The sequence below is a fragment of the Methanosphaera sp. WGK6 genome (assembly GCF_001729965.1).
Taxonomy (GTDB): domain Archaea; phylum Methanobacteriota; class Methanobacteria; order Methanobacteriales; family Methanobacteriaceae; genus Methanosphaera.
The window spans coordinates 21233-45153 of record NZ_JRWK01000011.1 but is presented as its reverse complement, the minus strand read 5'-3'; the positions used below and the strand labels follow the sequence as shown (position 1 = coordinate 45153).

General features: G+C 32.2%; 24 protein-coding genes. 21 read left to right on the top strand and 3 right to left on the bottom strand.

Translation table 11 applies throughout. The features are described from left to right. The first annotated feature begins 248 nt into the window (after nt 1-248). Nucleotides 249-3122, top strand: coding sequence for a right-handed parallel beta-helix repeat-containing protein (locus tag NL43_RS06430; RefSeq protein WP_069593232.1), 2874 nt, complete (start codon nt 249-251; stop codon nt 3120-3122). Nucleotides 3123-3284: 162 nt separating this feature from the next. Here NL43_RS06430 and NL43_RS06425 read toward each other — a convergent pair whose 3' ends face one another. Continuing rightward, on the bottom strand, nt 3285-4064 hold the full coding sequence (locus tag NL43_RS06425) for a hypothetical protein (protein WP_069593231.1): 780 nt from the start codon (nt 4062-4064) through the stop codon (nt 3285-3287). A 153-nt stretch (nt 4065-4217) separates the two neighbouring features. Between NL43_RS06425 and NL43_RS06420 the strand changes: the two genes are divergently transcribed. Together NL43_RS06420 and acs are read left to right on the top strand one after the other, a co-directional pair. Beyond that, a complete protein-coding gene (locus NL43_RS06420; protein ID WP_084790445.1) occupies nt 4218-6371 on the top strand; it encodes a Tex family protein in 2154 nt (717 codons plus the stop codon). Nucleotides 6372-6629: 258 nt separating this feature from the next. Next, nucleotides 6630-8729 (top strand): acetate--CoA ligase alpha subunit, encoded by a 2100-nt coding sequence (gene acs / locus NL43_RS06415; RefSeq protein ID WP_069593230.1) that lies wholly within the window; start codon nt 6630-6632, stop codon nt 8727-8729. Between the two features lie 185 nt (nt 8730-8914). Here the strand turns inward: acs and NL43_RS06410 are convergent, their stop codons facing one another. Beyond that, nucleotides 8915-10471 (bottom strand): flippase, encoded by a 1557-nt coding sequence (locus tag NL43_RS06410; protein WP_069593229.1) that lies wholly within the window; start codon nt 10469-10471, stop codon nt 8915-8917. Nucleotides 10472-10704: 233 nt separating this feature from the next. On the opposite strand from NL43_RS06410, the gene NL43_RS06405 reads away from it, so the two are divergent. Next, on the top strand, nt 10705-11025 hold the full coding sequence (locus tag NL43_RS06405) for a hypothetical protein (protein ID WP_069593228.1): 321 nt from the start codon (nt 10705-10707) through the stop codon (nt 11023-11025). Between the two features lie 322 nt (nt 11026-11347). Beyond that, nucleotides 11348-12499 carry a TIGR03576 family pyridoxal phosphate-dependent enzyme gene (locus NL43_RS06400; RefSeq protein ID WP_069593227.1) on the top strand — a complete coding sequence of 384 codons (1152 nt, stop codon included), beginning with the start codon at nt 11348-11350 and terminating at the stop codon, nt 12497-12499. A gap of 174 nt (nt 12500-12673) precedes the next feature. On the opposite strand, the gene NL43_RS06395 is transcribed toward NL43_RS06400, so the two are convergent. Beyond that, the gene (locus tag NL43_RS06395) at nt 12674-13639 is read right to left on the bottom strand and encodes a biotin--[acetyl-CoA-carboxylase] ligase (protein WP_069593226.1); all 966 of its coding nucleotides are present in this window, start codon (nt 13637-13639) and stop codon (nt 12674-12676) included. Between the two features lie 358 nt (nt 13640-13997). Here NL43_RS06395 and NL43_RS06390 point away from each other — a divergent pair, with 358 nt between their 5' ends. The 16 genes from NL43_RS06390 to NL43_RS06315 all read left to right on the top strand — a co-directional run bounded on the left by NL43_RS06390 (nt 13998) and on the right by NL43_RS06315 (nt 23920). Continuing rightward, the gene (locus NL43_RS06390) at nt 13998-15491 is read left to right on the top strand and encodes an acetyl-CoA carboxylase biotin carboxylase subunit (protein ID WP_069593225.1); all 1494 of its coding nucleotides are present in this window, start codon (nt 13998-14000) and stop codon (nt 15489-15491) included. Nucleotides 15492-15800: 309 nt separating this feature from the next. After that, complete coding sequence (locus tag NL43_RS06385) at nt 15801-16613, top strand: putative RNA uridine N3 methyltransferase (protein ID WP_069593224.1); 813 nt, start codon at nt 15801-15803, stop codon at nt 16611-16613. 84 nt (nt 16614-16697) lie between these two features. Beyond that, the gene (gene rpl3p / locus NL43_RS06380; protein ID WP_069593223.1) at nt 16698-17711 is read left to right on the top strand and encodes a 50S ribosomal protein L3; all 1014 of its coding nucleotides are present in this window, start codon (nt 16698-16700) and stop codon (nt 17709-17711) included. 18 nt (nt 17712-17729) lie between these two features. After that, nucleotides 17730-18509, top strand: coding sequence for a 50S ribosomal protein L4 (rpl4p, locus tag NL43_RS06375; protein WP_069593222.1), 780 nt, complete (start codon nt 17730-17732; stop codon nt 18507-18509). Between the two features lie 6 nt (nt 18510-18515). After that, nucleotides 18516-18776 carry a 50S ribosomal protein L23 gene (locus NL43_RS06370; RefSeq protein WP_069593221.1) on the top strand — a complete coding sequence of 87 codons (261 nt, stop codon included), beginning with the start codon at nt 18516-18518 and terminating at the stop codon, nt 18774-18776. Between the two features lie 27 nt (nt 18777-18803). Further along, entirely contained in the window at nt 18804-19529 is a 726-nt protein-coding gene (locus NL43_RS06365; RefSeq protein ID WP_069593220.1) for a 50S ribosomal protein L2, read from the top strand. 14 nt (nt 19530-19543) lie between these two features. Beyond that, complete coding sequence (gene rpsS, locus NL43_RS06360; RefSeq protein WP_069593219.1) at nt 19544-19954, top strand: 30S ribosomal protein S19; 411 nt, start codon at nt 19544-19546, stop codon at nt 19952-19954. A gap of 18 nt (nt 19955-19972) precedes the next feature. Next, nucleotides 19973-20437 (top strand): 50S ribosomal protein L22, encoded by a 465-nt coding sequence (locus NL43_RS06355; RefSeq protein ID WP_069593218.1) that lies wholly within the window; start codon nt 19973-19975, stop codon nt 20435-20437. A gap of 6 nt (nt 20438-20443) precedes the next feature. Further along, nucleotides 20444-21193, top strand: a complete 750-nt coding sequence (locus tag NL43_RS06350) for a 30S ribosomal protein S3 (protein WP_069593217.1) — start codon at nt 20444-20446, stop codon at nt 21191-21193. A gap of 13 nt (nt 21194-21206) precedes the next feature. Next, nucleotides 21207-21413 (top strand): 50S ribosomal protein L29, encoded by a 207-nt coding sequence (gene rpmC / locus NL43_RS06345; protein ID WP_069593216.1) that lies wholly within the window; start codon nt 21207-21209, stop codon nt 21411-21413. Nucleotides 21414-21420: 7 nt separating this feature from the next. After that, nucleotides 21421-21726 (top strand): stress response translation initiation inhibitor YciH, encoded by a 306-nt coding sequence (yciH, locus tag NL43_RS06340; protein ID WP_069593215.1) that lies wholly within the window; start codon nt 21421-21423, stop codon nt 21724-21726. Nucleotides 21727-21818: 92 nt separating this feature from the next. Next, nucleotides 21819-22100, top strand: coding sequence for a ribonuclease P protein component 1 (gene rnp1, locus NL43_RS06335; protein WP_069593214.1), 282 nt, complete (start codon nt 21819-21821; stop codon nt 22098-22100). Nucleotides 22101-22104: 4 nt separating this feature from the next. Beyond that, nucleotides 22105-22425 (top strand): 30S ribosomal protein S17, encoded by a 321-nt coding sequence (locus NL43_RS06330; RefSeq protein ID WP_069593213.1) that lies wholly within the window; start codon nt 22105-22107, stop codon nt 22423-22425. Between the two features lie 5 nt (nt 22426-22430). Beyond that, entirely contained in the window at nt 22431-22829 is a 399-nt protein-coding gene (locus tag NL43_RS06325) for a 50S ribosomal protein L14 (RefSeq protein WP_069593212.1), read from the top strand. A 9-nt stretch (nt 22830-22838) separates the two neighbouring features. Continuing rightward, nucleotides 22839-23192, top strand: coding sequence for a 50S ribosomal protein L24 (rplX, locus tag NL43_RS06320; protein WP_069593211.1), 354 nt, complete (start codon nt 22839-22841; stop codon nt 23190-23192). A gap of 2 nt (nt 23193-23194) precedes the next feature. Next, complete coding sequence (locus NL43_RS06315) at nt 23195-23920, top strand: 30S ribosomal protein S4e (protein WP_069593210.1); 726 nt, start codon at nt 23195-23197, stop codon at nt 23918-23920. Nucleotide 23921: the final 1 nt, after the last annotated feature.

Here is a 23921-nt window from a genome sequence, read left to right as displayed (position 1 = left end):
AATAAAGAATAACTCCTCAAATAACAATTATTCTAATAAATAATGCCTGGTAGTACATAACTATAGCATTAATCTACATCTTACTTATATATGCTAAATAAAATAATATAATAATAGAATTTGAATTAAATCAAGTTTTATATAGTTATTAGAATAATAATTCATTATTTTAAAAATTAAAATAAAATAACAACTACATTTATTCTTATTCTAATAAATTATATTACAAAAAATAACTAGGAAACATTATGAATAAAAACACACACATAGTGTTCGTATTGGTAATAATTTTACTAGTCTGTGGATTAAATAATGTATCAGCAAATAACATAACAAGTAATGATACAATCACTACAAATACAGTAAATCAGAGTTCAACAGTTATCAACAAAGTAACTTCTGATAATGTAACTGGTAAAATAATACAAACAAACACTAGTTATAACAAAACAAATAAAACTTTGAAAAATAGTATTGTAACTGTAAATACCTCTGAGGAATTACAAGATCAAATTAATAATGGAACAGCTGATATTATACAATTAACACCAAATAAATATAATATAACAAGTAATCTCACAATAAACAGAAACATAACAATAAATGGACAAAAATCAGTACTCCTTGGTACAGGTACAATAAGTATAACTGACACAGTCTTGATAGGAAATCTAACATTTAATTATATAAGAATAATTGTAGGATCTAATGGATTTCTCACACTTAATAATACAATACATGTAAATCATACGAAAGATGAATTTTATGGAATAATATTAAACAGGGGACTTCTAAAAATTTATAATTCCCAGTTTATAAACAACACAGCAAAACAAGGTGGAGTAATATATAATAAGGGAAATCTCACATGTAGAAATAGTATTTTCCAAAATAACAAGGGAATATATGGTGGAGTAATATGCAATGAGGCTGCAGTAAATAGTATTACAGATAATAATTTCATAAATAACACTGCAACCTATGGTGGTGTAATATATAATACAGATAAAATCGTCACAGTTTATTCTTATGAATGCCATTATAATATTACACATAATCTCACAACTACCACTGAATGTCATGACAAGTATGATCAGTATGCTTGTTATCATAATATTTTCACTAATAATAATGCAACCTATGGTGGTGTGATATATAATGCAGGTGCTACAGGTAATACATTCGAAAACAAGTTTATAGGAAATACTGCTTCATATGGTGGAGTATCATACAATAAAGGTAATAGTACTTTTCAATTTAATATGTTTGCTAATAATACAGCATTCAATGATGGTGGTGTATTCTATAATACTGCCAAAATAAATGTCATATCCTATAATAATTTTACTAATAATATTGCACATAATAATGCAGGTGTGCTATATAATAAGGGTAATATAATTTGGAGTGTTTGGGATAATAATTTCACTAGTAATAATGCAAATTATGGTGGTGTATTCTATAATATTGCTAACATGACTTCTATTTATCATAATAATTTCATGAATAATAGTGCATCCAAGGGTGGTGTAGTATATTATACATGTAAGTCATCAATAAAAGAAAACTACGAATCATTCTCTATCAAAAAGAATAATTTTACAGATAACACTGCAAATGAAGGTGGTATAGTATATCTAAATAGTTATTTACATGAAATATATGCTAATAACTTCACAAACAACAATGCAAGTTATGGTAGTATAGTATACAATAATGGTAAAATAGAATATATCAGCTATAATAATTTTACCAGTAACTCTGCTTATCATGGAGGAGTATTATACAATAAAGGTAATATAGGAAATATTATTTATAATAATTTCATGAATAATAATGCTTCATATGGTTGTGTATTATACAATAAAGAGTATGTAGTTGGTTTGAATGATAATAATTTTACTAACAATAATGCATATAATCAAGGAGGAACTATTTATAACACAGGTAATCTAAATACTACTTCTAATAAATTTATGGATAATAATGCAACTCATGGTGGTGCTATATATAATACAGGTAGTATGAATATACATTGGGATAAATTTATTAATAATACTGCATCTTCAGGTGGAGCAATATATAACAAAGGAACACTCACACTAAACTTAAACAACATAACCAAAAATCATGCAAGTTATGGTGGAGCAATACTCAACGAAGGAAAACTCACCATAAAAAATAGTAATATAACTAACAACACCGCAGTAAACTCTGGTGGAGTAATAAACAGTAAGGGAACTGTTAACTTACAATCCAATAAATTCATTAATAATTCTGCTGCTTTTGGTGGGGTAATATACTCTAGTGGAAATGCAACAATAACCAGTAATAACTTCACAACAAACCATGTAACCAAAAATGGTGGAGCAATCTACAACTTTGGAGTAATGAATCTACAAAACAACAACTTCACAGCAAATACTGCTAACCAGTGGAGTGGAGCAGTACATAATGCAAGAAACATCACTGTTGTATCAAATAAATTTGCATTAAACACTGCTGGTCAACTAGGAGGAGCAATGTTTAACAATGCAAATGGAACAATTACCAGTAACACATTTGAATCTAACCGTGGAAAATATGGAGGAGCAATATATAATGGAGGAGTAGTACTCATCCAGAAAAACACGATAAGATACAATAATGCTTCACAAACTGGAGGAGCAGTAGCAAACAAAGGTGTAGCTACACTTAAATCCAATAAGATGACTGGAAACAAAGCAATATATGGAGGAGCAATATTCTCTAACAACACAGTAACAGTAGACAGTGACGTGATAACATATTGCACAGCAAGTAAAAGTGGAGGAGCAATATACAACATAGGAAACTTCACAGTAAAAAACACTAACTTCACAGCAAACAAAGCAAACATGGGTGGAACAATATTCAATGCAATGAACATGAACATCACAAATAACAACATAATAAGTGGTAATGCATCCCTTGGTGGAGGACTCTACAATGATGGAACAACATGTAATGTAATTGGAAACAAATTCACTAAAAACCATGCAAACTATGGAGGAGCAGCATTCACCAAAAAAGCAATAACACAATCCAAAAACACATATACAAATAATACAGCTATTAAAGGACCTAATGCATATCCTAACTAAAGAATATTTTTAGTAATATTCTTCAATTAACCACCCTTTTTTAATTTATTTTTTCATAAAACTAGTTTTATTTTTTTCAAAATTTATCTATAAAATAAGTAATTAAATTTCAAGTAATTATCTCCTAAAAAAGGTAAATATGTGAGGATTTATTTTTTTTTATTATATGAGTTGCATGTTATCTATGTAGTCTATTAGTTGATTGTCATGTTCACGTGTTGTTGTTTCATTGTCATATGAGTATGCTTCATAGATTATTGCTGGTACTCCTCCATCATTTAATGGTTCTGTCACATCTATTGGACTTGATGCATTTTCTCCTGGATCATAGTAGGTTAGCCATTCAAAGTGGTCTGCTAGTTCATGGGATATATTATAGGATTGTGTGTTATTATCTACTGGTGTGTAGATAAATCTTGGTACTCCCCAGCTTCCATCACTATAATGAACGTCTATTGCAAGATTGTATGTTTTATTTAGTATATCTGGTACTACATATTTATTTGCTAGGTGTTGTCCATTTGTCCTACTTTTATTAAAGTCTGTTGCATCTTCTGTTACATTTATCTGATATATATAGTATGTGTAGTTAAGTGAATCACTTTTTTCTCTAAGCGCTAAATCCATTATACGATGTGATCCACTTTCTCTTGGATGTACTCCTAGAATGTATGCTACTGTTGTATCAGAGTGTGCTGCTCCAAATGGTCCTTCTACTGTTACTGTTCCACGACTTGTATTTGCAAGAAGTGTTGTTGTGGGCTCTATACGTTCTACTTCATCAACACTATCTGCTGTATCAGTTATACTACTTTCATTTGAGTCATACTGTAACAGAATTACACTACCTATTATACTTATAATTATCAGAATAATTAACATTACTTTCTTGTAACGACTATAATCACTCATGTCAAAACTATATCTTCGTCTATCTGGCATGATTTATGCATCCTCCATTTTCATATCCTCTATTGAATTAACAGTTTTTGCCTATATATTGGTTTATAGTTATTATTTTTATTTTAATTAAAATTTATTATAGATTAATCATATATTTAATAAGTATTACACAGGTTCTTAATAGGTGAATTAATGATTGATATAGAACAAACAATAGCAAATGAATTAAATATAAAACCATGGCAGGCTGATGCGGCAATTACATTATTAAATGAGGATAATACAATTCCATTTATTGCAAGATACAGAAAAGAAGCAACTGGTGGATTAAGTGATGAAGTACTAAGAGCACTTAATGAAAGACTAGTTTATCTACAAAAACTAGAGGAACGTAGAAGAAACATACTTAATGCCATTGAAAAACAGGGAAAACTAACACTAGAATTAGAAAATGAAATCAATGATGCAGAAACACTAGTAGAACTTGAAGACTTATATAGGCCATACAAACAAAGAAAAACAACAAGGGCAAGTAAGGCAAGAGATAAAGGATTAGAACCACTAGCACTAGTAATATATGACCAAAAACTTGACCACTCCATAGAAGTTGAGGCTGAAAAATACCTTAATGATGAAGTACCAACAGTAAATGATGCATTAAAAGGAGCAAATGATATAATAGCAGATATAATATCAGACAAAGCATCATTCAGAAGATTTATCAGAGATATAACAATTAAAAAAGGAAAAATCACTGTAGAACCAAAAGATGCTGAAGTATCATCAGAGTATGAAATGTACTATGATTACTCAGAAAATATATCCGATATTGCTCAGCATAGAATACTTGCAATAAATCGTGGAGAAAAAGAAGGCATACTCAAAGTAAAAATAGATGCACCACTAAGAAATATAGAATTCTTCCTAGAAGATGAAGTACTAATAAATTACTCAAAAAATCCAGAAGAACTAAAATATAATAAATACACTGAAAAATTCATAAAAGATGCAATACAAGACTCCTATAAACGATTAATAGCACCAGCAATTGAAAGAGAACTTAGAACCATACTAACAGATGTAGCAGAAGATAAATCAATCAAAGTATTTAAGAAAAACCTTGAACAACTACTCATGCAACCACCAATAACAGGACAAGTAGTACTAGGATGGGATCCAGCATTCCGGACAGGATGTAAACTAGCAGTAATAGATGAATATGGAAAAGTACTAGATACAAAAGTAATATATCCAACAGAACCACAAAACAAGGTAGCAGAAGCAACACAAGTAGTCAGAGATTTAATTAAGAAGTATAATATTGATGTAATAGCACTAGGAAATGGAACAGCATCCCGTGAATCAGAACAAGTAATAGTAGACATTATAAAAGATACCAATGTAAAATATGCAATAGTAAATGAGGCTGGAGCATCAGTATACTCAGCAAGTGACCTTGCAATCGAGGAATTTCCGGATTATGATGTAACAGAACGTGGAGCAATATCAATAGCCAGACGTCTGCAAGACCCACTAGCAGAACTAGTGAAAATAGACCCAAAATCAATAGGTGTAGGACAATACCAGCATGACATGAATCCAAAAAAACTTGGAGCATCACTTGATGGAGTAGTAGAAAAAAGTGTGAATAATGTAGGAGTAGATGTAAATACAGCATCATCAGCACTAATGCAACACGTAGCAGGAGTATCTAAGAAAATAGCAAATAATATTGTAGCATACCGTGAAGAACATGGCTCATTTGTTGATAGAAACCAACTACTTAAAGTACCAGGAATTGGAGCAAAAACATTTGAACAATGTGCTGGATTTATGAGAATATATGAACCAAAAAATGTACTAGACAGTACATGTGTACATCCAGAATCATATGACATAGTACTAGCCTTACTAACAGTATATAACTATGACTTATCAGATGTTAGAAATGGTGGAGTAAACATTAAAGTAGAAGATATGGAACAAATGGCTGAAGAATTAGGTGTTGGTGTATGGACATTAAAAGATATAATAAGTGAACTAAGAAAACCAGGACGTGACCCAAGAGATGAACTAGACACACCACAACTAAGAACAGATGTACTAGATATTGAAGATTTAAAAGAAGGAATGGTATTAGAGGGCGTTGTACGTAATGTTGTAGACTTCGGAGCATTTGTAGATATAGGTGTTCATCATGATGGACTAGTACATATATCACAACTTAAAGAAAATACATTCATAGAACATCCAATGGATGTTGTAAGTGTTGGAGATATAGTAGAAGTTAAAGTATTAAGTGTAGATATTGAAAGAAGTAGGATAAGTTTAACAATGATAATTTAATCCTATTATTCACACCCCTATTTTTTCATATTTTTCATTTTTCACCCCTCATTTTTTAAAAAATTACTAATAACTATATATAGCTTAGCTTATCATATATATGAACATCTAAAACATGAATTAATTTATAATGATAATTCATGAATAAATATTTTTTTGAAGAAGATAAATCAGGAATGAATATACTTTTTGAAATTTGTCCTGAAGATTATCTTCCATATTTTTAGTAAAAAAAATTAATTTATTGGAGTAAGTAATATGAAAGATCTTACTGGATTATTCAATCCAAAATCTATAGCCGTAATCGGTGCATCAAGTCAAGAAGGAAAAATAGGTTATATAGTCACAGAAAACCTCAAAGAATGTGGATTTAAAGGTGACATATACCCAATTAACACAAAAGCAGACGGAGAATTACTCGGCTTACCAGCATATAAATCAGTAAGCGATGTTCCAGGAGACATTGACCTAGCAGTAATGTCAATACCTGCAAAATTCATGAACGCAACACTCGAAGAATGTGGACAAAAAGGAATTAAAAACATCATTGCAATTACCGCTGGTTTCAAAGAAATAGGTGGAGAAGGAGCAAAACTTGAAGAAGAAATGGCAGAAATTGCTAAAAAATACGATATGAACATTCAAGGTCCTAACTGTCTAGGAAGCCTAGATACCCACACACCAATGAATGCATCATTTTCACAAATGATGCCAAAACAAGGAAACATAGCATTTGTATCCCAAAGTGGAGCAATGACAGTAGCAATTATTGACTGGAGTATCTCTGAAGGAATAGGTTTCAGTAAAGTAGTAAGTTTAGGAAACAAAGTAGATGTATCCGAAATTGACGTAATAGAAGAATTAGCTGATGACCCAAAAACAGACGTAATACTCGGATATCTTGAAGGAATAAGCGATGGAGAAAGATTCCTTGAAGTAATGAGAAGAGTAACCAAGAAAAAACCAGTAGTACTCATAAAATCAGGTTCCAGTCAAGCAGGAGCACAAGCAGTATCCTCACACACAGGAGCATTAGCAGGAAATGATTCAGCATTCGATGCAGCATTTGAAAACTGTGGAGTAATGAGAGCACACTCCATGCAAGACTTATTTGATTTCGGATTAGCATTCTCCAAATCAGAACTACCACGTGGTAAAAAAATAGCAGTAGTTACAAATGCAGGTGGAGGAGGAGTACTCACCGCAGATAAAATTGAAGATGTAGGTCTTGAATTAGCACAACTATCTGAAGAAACCATGGACAAACTTAAAGAAGTTATCCCAGAAGAAGGTAGTGTACGTAACCCAATAGATGTATTAGGAGACGCATCACCAGACAGATATGAAAACACACTAGATATTGTACTAGCTGAAGAAGATATTGACAGTGTAATAATCATGGCATGTCCAACAGCATCCTACCAACCAAAAGAAGTAGGAGAAGCAATTGTAAAAGCAAAAGAAAAATCAGATAAACCATTATTCGTAGTAAACATGGGTGGACCAAGCTTTGAAGAAGAAAACAAAGTACTCAGAGACAATGGTATTTCAACATTCATCTTCCCAGAAACAGCAGTAACAGCACTTCAAGCACTAGAAAGATATTCAACAATCAAAGAAGAAGACCAAGAATCTTGTGTTGAAAAAATAACAGATGTTGACAAAGAAAAAGCATTACAAGTACTTGAAGATGCTAAAGCAAAAGGAAGAGATGCATTACTAGGTAGTGAAGCATACCAAGTAGCAGAAGCATATGGAATATCAGCAGCACCAATAGTTCTTGCAACTAACAAAGAAGAAGCAGGAGAAGCAGCTGAAAAAATGGGATTCCCTGTTGTACTTAAAATTGCATCAGATAAAATCTTACACAAAACAGATATTGGTGGAGTAGTAGTAAATATTTCATCAAAAGAAGAAGCAGAAACTACATTTGAGAAAATCATGGCTAGTGCTAAAGAAGCACACCCTGATGTAGTACCTGATGGTGTAGAAGTACAAAAAATGATGCCTAATGGACATGAAATATTAATAGGTATGCTACGTGATCCACAATTTGGTCCTATCATAGGATTTGGTATGGGTGGAATCTATGTGAACTTAATTAATGATGTATGCTTCAAGTTAGGTTCTGGAATTAGTGATGAAGTAATTGATGATCAAATAGACAGTACAAAAATAAGTAAATTACTTAAAGGATATCGTGGAGAAAATCCAAGTGATATTGAAGCTGTGAAAGATACATTAAAACGTGTCACTAAATTAACACTTGATTTCCCTGAAATCAAAGAGTTAGATATAAACCCTGTATTTGTATATGAAGAAGGATGCAGTGCATTAGATATAAAAATCAAATTATAGATTTTTTATCTCTCTTAACCTCCCTTACTTATTTATATAAAATTTATTATTTTTCTAAAACATTTAAAAAAATATAAAATTAGTTAATTCTTAAATCATATTCTTTAAAATAAAACTAGTATTTCTTCAATAATATAACTCTACATTAAAGAAGGTTAAACTGTGGGGGGTTATGTTTTTGTAAGTTATGCTGCATGATTATAAATAAATTTCACAAGAACATCTAAGTACTTCTTAAGAGGTCCCATCTTATTTACAATATGTTCAATAAATACAACATCTTCCTTTTTAATAGCTTTAAGTACTAGTACTACAGCTAGATATATTATAGAACCTATAATTCCACCAATTATCATTCCAAGTATTGTTTTTGGAACAAGATACATTACAATAATCATAACTATTGATGCAATAAATATTTTCACAACATCCCTGTATGGTACATGTACTCCAGAAAGCTGTGTTAATTTAACAATAGTTAAAACCATTAATGTAAGTGTAGCTATTGTTGTTGCTATTGCAGCACCCTCAATACTATATATTGGTATGAGTATGAAACTAAATACAATATTTACAACAGATCCAGCAATTAATGCATACATGGGAAATTGTGGTTTTCCAAGTCCTTGACACATACTACTTGCAATTAAGTATACTGAGAAGAAAAACATTCCAGTAACAAGTAAGGATAATGCTCCTGCTCCTCCAATATAATTATCACCGAAAAGTAGTGCCATTATTGGTGTAGCATATACCATGATAAAGGCAGATACTGGTAGTGTTGTAAGTGTTGTGTAACGATATGATTGATGTATATACATCTTCAGTAATTTCTTATCATTTAAGCTGTCTGCTTCACTTGTAGCAGGTAGTACTGATGTAGATACTGAGTTTGCTATTATTAATGGTATTCTTGCTATTGCACTAGCATTTGTATAGAATCCAGCAAATAGTGTTGGTAAAAACATTCCTATAAAGAAGGTTCCAGTATCATATATGAATATTTCTGCTATTCCTGATATTACAACAGGTATTGCAAATTTAAATAACTTTATAAGTACTTTAAATTCTTCCCGTGCTGGCAGTGCATGAAATTCACTGTTAAGGTATGGGTCTTTTATATCTTTCTTATACAGGTAGTATGAACCAAGAAGAGCCATTAAAAATCCAAGAGCTGTACCTACTACTGCACCAGCTGCATACCATCCAATTAGTACAAGTGCTGATGCAAAGATTAGTGTAAATATTTGTTCTAGAAACTTGGAATAGAAGATGTGTGTCATCTTATAGAATCCCTGAAATACTCCTCGTAGTGCTCCTACTATTACACTAAATGGTACTATAACTGCTACTAGTCTTAGAGGTAGTAGTGCTTCTGGTTTGTTCCACATACCTATTGCAACAGGTTCTGATATTATATACATTATTATTGCTGCAAGTACTGCCATGAATATCATGAGCTTCATAGCTGTTCTTATAACTTGTTGTACCATTTGTTTGTCATCTACAGCCTTGTATTGTGATACATATTTTGCTATAGCTGGTGGTACTCCTCCACTTGCCGCGGTTATTAATGCATTCTGGAAGGGTAGTGTTAGTCCTACTATTCCATATCCTGTTGTTGTTAAAAGTCTACTTAATATAGATCGATAAATAAATCCACCAAGTCTAAGTATTATTGAACCTAGAAGTATGATTATACTTCCTGAGGCTAACTTAGATTCTTTGCTTTTATCGCTCAAGTATCTACCTCCTAGAGATGAAATTTTTTTTTATTCATGAATATTTCTAAATATCTTTTTTAAGTGTTGTCCACCTTTTCATGAATAAATATTTCATAATATATTATGCTATATGTATCATATTATTTTAATATACTTATTATTTCCCCTATTTATATTTAAATAATATTTAAGTACAATAAAGAATAGATTAATTAATAATTTATAAAGATTATAATAGGGGTTTTTATTTTATGACTGATAATGTTGATAGACTTGGAAAAAGAATGGTTGAGCTTAACAATGCTTTACAAGATAAGAAAACTAATCCTGATTTTGGATTTGAAGGTATTAAATCTATTGAAACAATAGTTAAGTTTGAAGTATATCTTAATGATTCAGAAGAAGGAGTTGAAGATGGTGTATATGTCTACATGAATGATAAAGGAGAACTTCTTAATGCAGAGTACTTTGTCAAAGAAGATGGTGATGTTACTATTATAACCTTTACTGATGAACAACTAGAACTTGTACTTGAATTATTTGGTGACTTCTTTAATGTTAATGTAGAATAGTATTATTTTTTTTTATTATAACCACCAATTCATAACATATTTTTTTTTTACACATAAATCTATAACTAAATGTATAAAGTAATTCTTTTTTTTTAATTTAATTACATAATATTAAATTATTTAATTTAATAATAGTGTTACCTAAATTTTTAAGAAAACTATTTTTTGAGAGACTCTACCTATTTTTTTTGGAATTTACAATATTAAATTTTATACCTTGTTATTTACAAATATTTTAACTGAATAAAAAAAAATTTTAGAAAAATTAAAATAAGAATTTTTTATACTTATTTATATAATTTTATTGGAGATGAATTTGTAGATGTCAATAACATTAGATGAAGTAAAAAGACGAGAAAAAGGTTTGAGAATAATTAATAGTAAGGTGAGAAATGATGGTATTGATAGTTTAATAGATCTCACGGGTCTTGCTGGTGGATTTGATGTGACACCAGAGGATATATCATTACTTGAAACTTATGCAGGTCCTGCAGTTTTTGAAGATAGGATTCAGGAGCTTGGAGTAGCACATATGGGTGGTCAGAAGGTTTTACCACTTAATCGTACAACTAGTGGTATTGCTGCAACAATTATAACACTAGTAAAGCCTGGAACTAAAATTGTACATTACCTTGCAAAAGAGCCAGGACATCCATCTATACCACGTACAGCAAGTCTTGTTGGAGCAGACTATGTTGAATACACTAATCTTGATGATTTTAAAATAGATGATAACACATCACTTGTTGTAATAACAGGAACTACAATGGATTTAGAAGTAATTAGTGAAGATGATTTCAGACAAGTTATAGACATGGCAAAAGAAAAGGATATTGTAGTATTTGTTGATGATGCATCAGGTGCAAGAATTAGAAGAGCAGTATATAATCAGCCAACAGCAATAGATATGGGAGCAGATTTATCTGTAACAAGTACTGATAAACTAATGGAAGGTCCACGTGGTGGTCTTATGGCTGGAAGTAGTGAGTTAATTGATAGAATAAAATTAACTGTTAACCAGTATGGTCTTGAAGCACAACCACCATTAGTTGTTGGTATGATTAAAGGACTTGAAAAGTATTCACCAGAAAGAATTAAAGAAGCATTCAAACAAAAAGATGAATTATATCAAAAACTCGTTGATGAAAACCTTAATCCATTAACAACACCTACCGGTTTCATGTTCAAAGAAGATGAAATAAAAAGAGAAGTTGAAAAAAGAGGTGTGAAAACAGATATTGATGCTGATGTTATTGCAACAGTTTATTCAATGCTTTTAATTGATAATTATAATATTGTAACAATACCTGCTGTGGGAATGCCTGGAGCATCAAAAACAGTACGTATTGACTGGTCTGCAAAAGATGCTGATAAACTTAGCATGGATGATATGGTAAGAGCTATTGTTGATGTATTTGATAAAACAGTTAGTGTTATAAAAGAGAATAATATTGAAGCAGTTCTCTATGAATAAATTATAATGTAACATGGAAGATAGTTTAATCTATTTTCTTAAATAATTCCTTTTTTTCATAAATAATCCATTTTTTTATAAGTAAGCATTAGTTATACAAAAAAAATTTATCTTGAAAAATGTGTTTAAAAGAAAAGTAAAAAATGGGGAGATGAAAAATTGATTTCTAGTTTTTTAATCATCAAGAATTATTAGTTCTCCAGATATGATTTTTTCAAGTGATCCATCATCTAATTCTACGATAAGAGCACCTTTATTAGTAATACCTACTGCATCACCATATATTGCTTTTCCATGTTTGTATACTTTCACACGGTTACCTGTTGTTGAGGATAGTCTTCTCCACTCTGATACTATGTATTTGAAGTTTCCATCTACAAATTCTTCATATAATTCTTCAAATATTTGGAAGAATGTTCTAATAATATCTGCCCTGTTGATTGGTTCATCTGATTCTTTTTTAACTGTTGTTGCCACGTTTTTAATTTCTTTTGGAATATCTTCTTCTTTGATATTCACATCTATTCCTACTCCAACAAGTACTGCTTCTAGTTTATCATAGTCTGCTACTGCTTCTGTTAGTATTCCACAGATTTTCTTATTATCTATAAGTATATCATTTGGCCATTTTATTCCCACATCTATATTGAATTCATCATGTAGTGTTTTTGCTATTGCTACTCCTGTTACTATGGTAAGTTTTGGGGCTTCTGTTAGTGCAATGTCTGGTCTTAGTATCATGGTCATGTAGATTCCGCCTTCTGGTGATATCCATTGATCATGTTTTCGTGTTCTTCCAGCAGTTTGTCTTTCTGCTACTATGATTGTACCATTTTTTGCTCCACCATCAACGAATTTCTTTGCAGTGTCATTTGTTGATTTTACTTCTTCATATAGGTGGATGTTGTGTCCTATGTATTTTGTTCCAAGGCCCCTTGATATTTCAAATGGTTGTATGGTATCTGGTGTTTCATGGAGTTTGTATCCTTTTTCTTCATCAAATTTTATGGTGTATCCTGTTTCTTTAAGATTTTTAATATTTTGTTTTAGTTTTTCATGTGTAATATCTAATTTTTTTAATAATTCAGATTCTGTAACATATTCATCTTCTATATTTTTTAAAATATCTTTTCTTATCATTTTAATACCTATTAATATTATTCTACTTTTTTTGGGTTTATAATCTAAATTAAATTATATTAATATTACATTGTGGGTAATATTTAGGTTAGTATCTATGTATGTTTTGTAGTTATAAATATTTTTTTTTTAAATCAGTAGATTTCTGTTTTTATGATGTATTTTTGCTACCTATTTTTATGAATTTCACATACATGCAAGTTTTATATAAATTATTGCAATTTTAGTAAATTGTATATTACATATTAACTAAAAATAATACATAGAATCTAGAATAATGTAAAAAAAATTATAATATAGATTAATAAGAAATTCTCTTAAAAAAGCATTAAAACATTAGAGGGGGAAACGAAAAACAATGTTTGACAAAGTATTAATTGCAAATCGTGGAGAAATAGCAATCAGAGTAGTCAGAGCATGTAAAGAATTAGATATAGATACTGTGGCAATACACTCAAAAACAGATGAAAAAGCATTATTTACAAAATATGCTGATGAAGCAGTATCATTAAACTCTGATATTCTAGCACAATCATACCTAGATATAGATAAAATAATGGATATTGCAGTAGACAAAGGAGTAGATGCAATTCACCCTGGATATGGGTTCTTATCAGAAAACCCTGTACTTGGACAAAGATGTGATGAAAATGGAATAACACTCATTGGTCCAAGAGAAAATGCAATAAAAGCAATGGGAGATAAAATAACATCCAAACAACTCATGATTAAAAAAGGAGTTCCAACAGTACCAGGGGATAAAGAAGGAATCAATGATGTGGAAGTAGCAAAAAAACGTGCAAAAGAAATAGGATTTCCAGTAATAATCAAATCATCTGCTGGTGGTGGAGGAATAGGAATGAGAGTAGTTTATGAAGAAGATGAACTAGCTCGTGCAATAGAATCCACACAAAATCTTGCAAAAGCAACATTTGGAGATGGAACAGTATATATTGAGAAATATATTGAAAGACCAAGACACATAGAATTCCAAGTACTAGCAGATGGACATGGAAACACAATACATGTATGTGACCGTGAATGCTCAATACAAAGAAGACATCAAAAACTCATAGAAGAAGCACCATCACCAATAATGACAGAGGAACTCAGAGAAAGAATGGGAGAATCTGCAATAAAAGCAGCAAAAAGTGTAGACTATAATAGTGCTGGAACAGTAGAATTCATGTACTCTAATGGTGAATACTACTTCTTAGAAATGAATACAAGAATACAAGTAGAACATCCAATTACAGAGGCAATAACCGGAATTGACCTTGTAAAAGAACAAATAAGAGTAGCAAGTGGAGAAAAACTACAATATAATCAAGATGATGTACATGTAAATGGACATGCAATAGAATGTCGTATAAATGCTGAAAATCCATTAAATGAATTCACACCAAACCCTGGTAAAATCCTAGGATATAGATCACCTGGAGGAATAGGAGTAAGAATAGATAGTGGAGTATACTCTGGTTATACTATACCTTCAATATATGACTCAATGATTGCAAAACTTATTGTACATGGAAATAATCGTGATGAAGCAATAGCAAGAATGGCAAGAGCTCTAAATGAATACATAGTAGTAGGGGTAAAAACAACAATACCATTCCATAAAGCATTAATGAAAAATGAAAACTTCAAACAAGCAAATCTTCACACAGCATTCATTGAAGAAAATAGTCGTGACTTATTAACAGAAGTTGAAAGAGTTGTTAAAGAAGAAGAAGAAAGAATTTCAAAATTACATGCAACATTTCTTCCAAATAAGAAGATAGCAGCAATTTCAATGGGTGTAAATACATACATGCAACAAATCAAACAAGAACAAGAAAATAGAAAATAAATATTTTTATTTTCCCCCATATATTTTTATTCCAGGGGATGTATAGAAAATATTAGTAATGGATAATTAATTCTACTATAATAATCATTACAATTATGTATTTGTCATATATTTTGTAATAAAAGTAGTGTTTATGAATTAATCAATTATCCAAAAATGTTTAACCACCAATCAATTTATCAGACTTTTTATAGCCTATCTAATAGGTAAGTTTATATATAGTTAAGAAGTAAAATATAATATAGTATTCCAACTGATGAAATACTTCCTTAAAACTTTAATATATTTTAAGAAACATAAATTTCTATTATGGAAAAATTATCAATATTTATACCAAATAGTTATTTAGCTGAATCCCGTGATTCAAAAATTAGAACATATAAAGTTGGACTAATAGGAAGATATGCTGCTCTATTTAGGGCTAATAACATAGTTATTTACAATGATAATTCAGATGGAGGTAGTAGAGATGATGCTCTCTATATGAAAACTATCCTAGACTACATGGATACACCTCAATACTTGAGAAAACAAGTATTTCCGATTACACCGGAGCTGAAAAATGTAGGAATACTTCCACCACTTAGAACACCACATCATCCAGCAACTGATGAAGCCCAAGTTGGCGACTTCAGACAAGGATTGACAACAAAACGTGTCCGAAAAGGCACAATGGTCGATATTGGTGTAGGCCAACCTGCTTTATGCAAGGAAAAACTAAGTGTCAACAAAGTACTAAGTTTTCGTATAGAAAAATTTGGTAAAGAAATTTTAGTAGAACCTGATGAACCAGATGATGTTTATTGGGGATATAAGACAATTACTAGTGACAGTAACCTCTATGAAAGCATAACCATGATGAAAAATAAACCAGACTTGGTTATTGGAACATCAAAATATGCTCCTAACATTAATTCTATTCTCGACGAGGTTCAAACCAGCATTACGCAAGCAAATCATGTAGCTATTTTATTTGGAGGACCCTACTCTGGAATAAACAGCATGATAAATGAACGCAAACTTGATTATGTATTAAACACAGTTCCTAGACAAGGTACTGAAACAGTTAGGACTGAGGAAGCATTAGCTAGTACCTTATCAATACTTAACATATTACTTTAGCAAGATACTTTGTTACTTAAACATGTAAATAACACATATTAAAACAAAATAAATAAAAATTATAAAATCTAAGGAGAAAAAAACATGACTAGACATCACCAACCAAGAAAAGGATCGGTTGCATTCAGTCCTCGTAAAAGAGTGGCTAGAGAAACACCTCGTGTAAGTACCTGGCCAGAAGCAGACGAGACTGGGCTACTAGCATTCGCAGGATACAAGGTGGGTATGACCCACGTGACGGCTCTGGACTCTAGGAAAGGTTCTCCAACAGAAAACATGGAACTTGCAGTTCCAGTTACAATATTAGAGGCACCACCTTTAGTAGTGTTGGGAATTAGAGCTTACACAAAAACCACATACGGATTAAAAACTTTAACCGATGTACTCGCAAATGATAATTTAGACGATGAATTATCAAGAAAAATATCAATTCCAAAATTCGAAGATATCGAATCAAAACTAGAAGACTTAAAAAGTAGAATTGATGAAATCGATGAAATAAGAGTTCTAGTTCACACAAAACCAAAACTTACCAGTGTGCCTAAGAAAAAACCAGAAGTACTTGAATTCGGAGTAGGTGGAAAAACTGTACAAGACAAACTCGACTACGCAATAAGCATCCTCGGACAAGAAATTGCACCACAAGATGTATTTGACGCAGGAGAATTTGCAGATGCAATAGCAACCACCAAAGGAAAAGGAGTTCAAGGACCTGTAAAAAGATTCGGTGTAAGAATCCAATATGGTAAAGCAGCACGTAGTGGTATAGAAAGACACGTTGGTTCTATTGGACCATGGACTCCAAACAGAACAATGTGGACCGTTGCAATGCAAGGTCAAATGGGTTACCATAAAAGAACAGAATACAATAAAAAACTCCTAAAAATAGGCGATGAATCTGAGGTAGATTTAATCAACCCAGATGGTGGATTTGTAAAATATGGATTTGTAAAAAACAATTACATATTAGTTAAAGGTTCATTACCAGGACCTTCTAAAAGATTAGTTGTTTTAAGAAAAGGAGTAAGAAATGCAAGTAAAGATGCAACAGCTCCAGAAATATCTTACATAAGCACAACTTCAAAACAGGGAGTCTAAATATAGAAAGTGATAAGTATGGCAAAAGTTAACGTTTATTCATTAAAAGGCGACATCACCGAGGAAATTGAGCTCCCAGAAATATTTGAAGAAGAATACAGACCAGATGTAATTAAAAGAGCTGTAATTTCAACTCAAACAGCAAGAATCCAACCATGGGGAGCAAACCCAATGGCAGGTAAAAGAACAACAGCTGAATCATTTGGTTCCGGTAGAGGGGCAGCTATGGTTCCTCGTGTAAAAGGATCATCAAAAGCAGCATTTGTACCACAAGCAATTGGTGGTAGAAAAGCACATCCTCCACGAGTAAATACAATTTATCATGAAAAAATCAACAAAAAAGAAAGAATATTAGCAATAAGATCTGCAATAGCAGCAACAGCTAATAAAGAAATCGTAGAACAAAGAGGTCATGCAGTAGCAAATCTCGAACAAGTTCCTTTTGTTGTAGATGATGAATTAGAAACAATAAAAACAACTAAAGAAACCAGAGAAATCTTCAAAGATCTTGGTATCATGGATGATATCTTAAGAGCTAAAAAAGGAAGAAAAATCAAATCTGGTAAAGGAAAACTAAGAGGAAGAAAATACAGAACACCTAAAGGACCTCTAGTAGTTGTTGGTAATGACCGTGGAATCAGTTTAGGAGCAAGAAACCATGCTGGAGTTGAAGTTGTAGAAGTAAATAACATCAACGCAGAATTACTTGCACCTGGAACACACGCAGGAAGATTAACAATATACACAAAATCTGCTGTAGAAAAACTCGCAGATTTATTCCAACAAAATAGGAGTTAGATTATTATGGATCCATATTCAGTAATAATAAAACCACGATTATCAGAAAAAACAATGAATCAAATTTACGATGAAAACAAAATCACATTTGAAGTTCGTAGATCTGCAAATAAAAGAGTAATCAAAGATGCTTTCCAAGATTTATACGAAACAAAAGTTTTATCTGTAAACACTCACATCACTCCTAGAGGAGAAAAAGTTGCTACAATTGAATTAGAAGAAGCTGAAGCAGCAGAAGATATTGCTGTAAGATTAGGTGTATTCTAAGTAGAAATTTATTGAGGAGGATTAATTATGGGAAAACGATTGATTATTCAAAGAAGAGGTCGAGGAACTCCAACATACCGTAGTTCATCACACAGATTCAGAGGAAAAGTAGCATACCGTTCCTATGATGCATTAGAAAAAGAAGGAAGTTTAAAAGGTATAGTTACAGATATAATTCACGACCCTGGAAGATCAGCACCTGTTGCAGTAGTTAAATTCGCAAATGGTGAAGAAAAATTAGTTCTTGCACCAGAAAGTATTGCAATAGATGATGAAATTGAATGTGGTGTATCAGCACCAATTGAACCAGGAAACACATTACCATTAAGTGAAATTCCAGAAGGAACTCCAGTATTCAACATAGAAAATAATCCTGGAGACGGTGGAAAATTCGTCAGATCATCTGGAACATACGCAGCTTTAATCACCCACGATGCAGATAAATCTATGATAGAATTACCATCAGGTGAACTCAAAGCATTCAACCCAAGAAGTAGAGCAACTATTGGTGTTGTAGCTGGTGGAGGAAGAAAAGATAAACCATATCTTAAAGCTGGTAACAGATACCACGCACTCAAAGCAAAAGGTAAGAAAATGATGACTGTTAGAGGAGTTGCAATGAACGCAGTAGACCACCCTCACGGTGGAGGTAACAGGCAACACCCAGGAAGACCTACTACTATCTCAAGACATGCACCTGCAGGTAGAAAAGTTGGTTCCATAGCAGCTAAACGTACAGGTAAAAGACGATAGAAGGAGGCACTTAATTGGCTCGTAAGATTTTTAAATTTAGAGGATACACTCTTGAAGAGCTTCAAGAAATGTCCTTTGATGAAGTAGTAGCATTATTACCATCAAGACAAAGAAGATCTCTTAAAAGAGGATTTTTACCAAGACAACAAAAAGTTCTTGATAAAATGGAAAAAGTTAAAGACATGCAAACAGATAATGGAAGACCAATCGTTATTAAAACACACTGTCGTGACATGATTGTACTTCCTAACATGGTAGGATACACATTTGGTATATACAATGGAAAAGAATTTGTAGAAGTAACAATCAAACCAGAAATGATTGGATGCTACTTCGGAGAATTCTCACAAACACGTGGAAGAGTACAACACGGAGACCCAGGTATGGGAGCTACCAGATCATCAATGTTTGTACCACTTAAATAGATAAGGAGAATGTTATTTATGGCAAAGAAAAACACTTATTCATACCAAGGAAAACCTGGTGAAAAAATAGCAAAAGCTTCAGGTCATAGTTTAAAAATTTCTCCTAAACACTCAGTGGAAATATGTAGAACTATTCGTAACATGTACTTAGAAGATGCAAAAGCATTCTTAGAAGATGTAATAGCTAAAAAAACTGTTGTTCCTTTCAAAAGACACAACAAAAAAGTTGGTCACAGAAAAGATTTACAAGGATGGCCATCTGGTAGATACCCTGTAAAAGCAGCAGCAGCAATTCTAAAAGTATTAGAAAATGCAGAAGCTAACGCAGAAAATGCTGAATTAGATGTAGAAAACCTTAAACTAGTTCACGCAACTGCTAACAGAGGAGTAATCATAAGAGGTTGGACTCCAAGAGCATTCGGAAGAGCAAGCCCTTCAAACACACCTACTACTCACATACAAATTGTACTAGGGGAGGCTTAAGTAAACATGATTGAAAAAGATTTCGTTAAAGAAGGATTAAAAAGAACACGAATAGATGAATATCTTGAAGAAAAACTCGAAAGAGCAGGATACGGTGGAATGGATATTCAAGTAACACCTGTTGGAACTATGGTTATTGTTTACGCTGAAAAACCTGGTATGGTTATCGGTAGAGGTGGAAAAACCGTAAGAGCAATTACAAAAACTCTTAAAAACAATTTTGACTTAGAAAACCCACAAGTGGAAGTTAAAGAAGTAGAAGTACCTGAATTAAACCCAAGAATCATGGCACATAAAATTGTAGCTATGTTACAAAGAGGAATGCAATTCAGAAGAGTAGCTTACTCCATCATCAGAAGAATCATGTCTGCTGGAGCACAAGGGGTAGAAGTTACAATTTCCGGTAAAATCAGAGGATCCCGTTCTGCATGTGCAAAATTCAATGATGGATACATTAAAAAATGTGGAGAACCATCAACAAGACATGTTAAAGAAGGATTTGCTACCGTACAATTAAAACCTGGTGTACTTGGAATTTATGTAAGAATCATGCCTCCTGAAGTAATTTTACCAGACAATATCGAAATCATGGAACCTGAAGAAGTTGAAGTAGAAGCTGAAGCAGCACCTGTTGAAGCAGTAGAAACTGAAATTCAAGAAGAAATCACTGGTGAAGATATATTAGAAGAACTTTCAGAAGAATCTGAATTAGAAGAAATTACTGAAGAAGAAGATATTGAAACTTTAGAAGAATAATGGGGAATCACTTATGGTTATTTTAAGAAGCAAAGAATTAAGGGATTTAAGTCCATCAGACCTTCAAGCTAAACTTAATGAACTTCATGCAGAATATGATACATTAATTAGTAAAGGAGCTGTAGCTGGAGTAGACAACCCTGGAAAAATTAGAGAAACTAGAAGAACTATTGCCCGTGTTCTTACTATAATGAATGAAAACAACCAACAGGGAGAATAATATAGAGATGAATATCTGTGAAACATGCGGTCTTCCAAAAGATCTATGTGTCTGTGAAGAAATAGCAAGAGAAGTTCAAAAAGTGAAAGTATTTACAGTACGTCGTCGATTTGGTAAACTTATGACTATAGTTGAAGGAATTGATGAACATGATATTGATATACGTGAACTTACCAAAGCATTAAAATCAAAATGTGCTTGTGGTGGAACTGCTAAAAAAGGTCAAATTGAACTTCAAGGAGACCATAAAAGAAAAGTTAAGGAAGTTCTTGCAGAAATGGGATTTTCCTCAGATACAATAGAAATAAAATAGGTAAAAAACATCTATTTTAAGAGAAGATTAAATAATATTTCAATATTAATTTATTGAACAGGGAAAAATTAAATTAAATGTGAAGTTTTAACATGATAACTCCACAAAATGTATTCCGACATGAATTAATCGGGTTACCTGTTGAAGTCATAGACAGTAACCATAATGATTTTATAGGAATCAAAGGGAAAATTATAGATGAAACCCGTAACACTATCACAGTAGATACGGGACTAGATGAGAAACAATTACCAAAAGAAAATGTAACAATACTACTTACACTACCTGGTGATAAGAAAGTTTCCATCGAGGGAAAAGTCATTATAGCCCGCCCTGAAGACCGGATAAAGAAAAAATTTAAGAAAATTAGGTGAAACTATGGTAGGCATTAATGTAAAGCAACCAGAAAAAGAATGTCATGATCCTAACTGTCCATTTCACGGTGAACTCTCTGTAAGAGGTCAAATTATAGAAGGAACAGTTACAAGTGATAAGGCAGATCGTACAATTACAGTAGAAAGAAGTTTCTACAAATTTATTAAAAAATACGAAAGATACGAAAAAAGAAATTCTAAAATAAAAGCACACAAACCAGATTGTCTTGACGTTAAAGTTGGAGATTCTGTAAAAATCGCAGAATGCAGACAACTCAGTAAAACTAAACATTTTGTGCTAGTAGAAGTTAAAGAAGGAGAATAGATAAAATGAAAGCAATCACATCAAACGTCTCCAAATCACTTCCTATCGGTGCTAACCTTAAATGTATAGACAATACCGGAGCACGTGAAGTAGAAATTATTTCCGTAAAAGGATTTAAAGGAGTAAGAAGAAGACTCGCTACAGCTGGAGTAGGTGACATGGTAGTAGTTTCAGTTAAAAAAGGAACTGCTGACATGAGAAGAGAAGTTACAACAGCAGTAGTTGTACGTCAGAAAAAAGAATACAGACGTGCAGATGGTCTAAGAGTTAAATTTGAAGACAACGCAGCTGTAATCATAACCGAAGAAGGAGTACTTAAAGGTTCAGAAATCAGAGGTCCTATAGCTAAAGAAGCTGCAGATCTTTGGCCTGCAATTGGTAGTGCTGCAAGTATAATCGTATAAGGTGAAAAAATGTCAAAACAACCAAGAAAACAACGTAAAGCATTATATACAGCACCACTACACAAACGTCACAACTCAATGAGTGTACACCTTTCTGATGACCTTAAAAAGGAATTCAACAGAAGAGCATTCCCTGTAAGAAAAGGAGACTCAGTTGAAATAGTACGTGGTGACTTTAAAGGAACTGAAGGAAAAGTTGAAGGTGTAGATCTTAAAAATTACCGTGTTCTTGTTGACGGTGCTTCCAGTCAAAAACAAGATGGATCAAAATTATACCAACCAATTCACCCATCAAACTTAGTTCTAACAGAAGTATATTTAGATGATGAAAGAAGAAATGAAGCATTAAATAGGAAGGTATAAGCATGGCAAATATGGGATCAAGAAAACACTTAAAAAGATTCAAAGCACCTAAAATGTGGCCTATTAACATTAAAGAAGAAACTTGGACAACCAAAACAAGTGCAGGACCACATGCTTTATATGAATCAATACCTCTTGTAATGGTATTAAGAGATATTTTAGGTTTAGCAGCAAACAGTCGTGAAGCAAAAATCATCCTAAACAACAGTGAAGTTTTAGTAGATGGTATTGCAAGAAAAGACCACAGGTTCCCTGTAGGTTTCATGGATGTTATATCCATACCTAAAATCAACAAATACTACAGAGTATTACAAGACTACAAAGGAAGATTAGTACTTCACGAAATTGAAGAAAAAGATTCAACCTTCAAATTAGCAAAAGTTTTAAACAAAACCACAATCAAAGGTGGAAAAACACAACTCAACCTTCAAGGTGGAAGAAATGTAATCACCGAAGATGATTACAAAACAGGTGATGTTTTATTATTAAACATACCAGAACAAACAATTGCTGATGTAATTAAATGTGAAGAAGGTTCATTAGGACTTATTACTGGTGGTAAACACATTAGTGAAATAGGTAAAATTAGTGAAATTACAATCACACAATCTTCCAAATCTAACACTGCATTAATTGAAACAGAAGAAGGTTCATTCTTAACCCTTGCAAAATATGTATTTGTAATAGGTCAAGACAAACCAGTTATATCATTATTAGGAGATGACTAAT

What these genes read in the sequence shown, in the direction of transcription:
- NL43_RS06420 (WP_084790445.1), top strand. Translation starts at nt 4,218, where the DNA reads ATGATTGATATAGAACAAACAATAGCAAATGAATTAAATATAAAACCA.
- NL43_RS06365 (WP_069593220.1), top strand. Translation starts at nt 18,804, where the DNA reads ATGGGAAAACGATTGATTATTCAAAGAAGAGGTCGAGGAACTCCAACA.
- NL43_RS06370 (WP_069593221.1), top strand. Translation starts at nt 18,516, where the DNA reads ATGGATCCATATTCAGTAATAATAAAACCACGATTATCAGAAAAAACA.
- rpmC (WP_069593216.1), top strand. Translation starts at nt 21,207, where the DNA reads ATGGTTATTTTAAGAAGCAAAGAATTAAGGGATTTAAGTCCATCAGAC.
- NL43_RS06330 (WP_069593213.1), top strand. Translation starts at nt 22,105, where the DNA reads ATGGTAGGCATTAATGTAAAGCAACCAGAAAAAGAATGTCATGATCCT.
- NL43_RS06425 (WP_069593231.1), bottom strand. Translation starts at nt 4,064, where the DNA reads ATGCCAGATAGACGAAGATATAGTTTTGACATGAGTGATTATAGTCGT.
- NL43_RS06390 (WP_069593225.1), top strand. Translation starts at nt 13,998, where the DNA reads ATGTTTGACAAAGTATTAATTGCAAATCGTGGAGAAATAGCAATCAGA.
- NL43_RS06355 (WP_069593218.1), top strand. Translation starts at nt 19,973, where the DNA reads ATGGCAAAGAAAAACACTTATTCATACCAAGGAAAACCTGGTGAAAAA.
- NL43_RS06400 (WP_069593227.1), top strand. Translation starts at nt 11,348, where the DNA reads ATGTCAATAACATTAGATGAAGTAAAAAGACGAGAAAAAGGTTTGAGA.
- acs (WP_069593230.1), top strand. Translation starts at nt 6,630, where the DNA reads ATGAAAGATCTTACTGGATTATTCAATCCAAAATCTATAGCCGTAATC.
- rnp1 (WP_069593214.1), top strand. Translation starts at nt 21,819, where the DNA reads ATGATAACTCCACAAAATGTATTCCGACATGAATTAATCGGGTTACCT.
- rpl3p (WP_069593223.1), top strand. Translation starts at nt 16,698, where the DNA reads ATGACTAGACATCACCAACCAAGAAAAGGATCGGTTGCATTCAGTCCT.
- rplX (WP_069593211.1), top strand. Translation starts at nt 22,839, where the DNA reads ATGTCAAAACAACCAAGAAAACAACGTAAAGCATTATATACAGCACCA.
- NL43_RS06350 (WP_069593217.1), top strand. Translation starts at nt 20,444, where the DNA reads ATGATTGAAAAAGATTTCGTTAAAGAAGGATTAAAAAGAACACGAATA.
- NL43_RS06430 (WP_069593232.1), top strand. Translation starts at nt 249, where the DNA reads ATGAATAAAAACACACACATAGTGTTCGTATTGGTAATAATTTTACTA.
- NL43_RS06325 (WP_069593212.1), top strand. Translation starts at nt 22,431, where the DNA reads ATGAAAGCAATCACATCAAACGTCTCCAAATCACTTCCTATCGGTGCT.
- NL43_RS06315 (WP_069593210.1), top strand. Translation starts at nt 23,195, where the DNA reads ATGGCAAATATGGGATCAAGAAAACACTTAAAAAGATTCAAAGCACCT.
- NL43_RS06385 (WP_069593224.1), top strand. Translation starts at nt 15,801, where the DNA reads ATGGAAAAATTATCAATATTTATACCAAATAGTTATTTAGCTGAATCC.
- yciH (WP_069593215.1), top strand. Translation starts at nt 21,421, where the DNA reads ATGAATATCTGTGAAACATGCGGTCTTCCAAAAGATCTATGTGTCTGT.
- NL43_RS06405 (WP_069593228.1), top strand. Translation starts at nt 10,705, where the DNA reads ATGACTGATAATGTTGATAGACTTGGAAAAAGAATGGTTGAGCTTAAC.
- rpl4p (WP_069593222.1), top strand. Translation starts at nt 17,730, where the DNA reads ATGGCAAAAGTTAACGTTTATTCATTAAAAGGCGACATCACCGAGGAA.
- NL43_RS06395 (WP_069593226.1), bottom strand. Translation starts at nt 13,639, where the DNA reads ATGATAAGAAAAGATATTTTAAAAAATATAGAAGATGAATATGTTACA.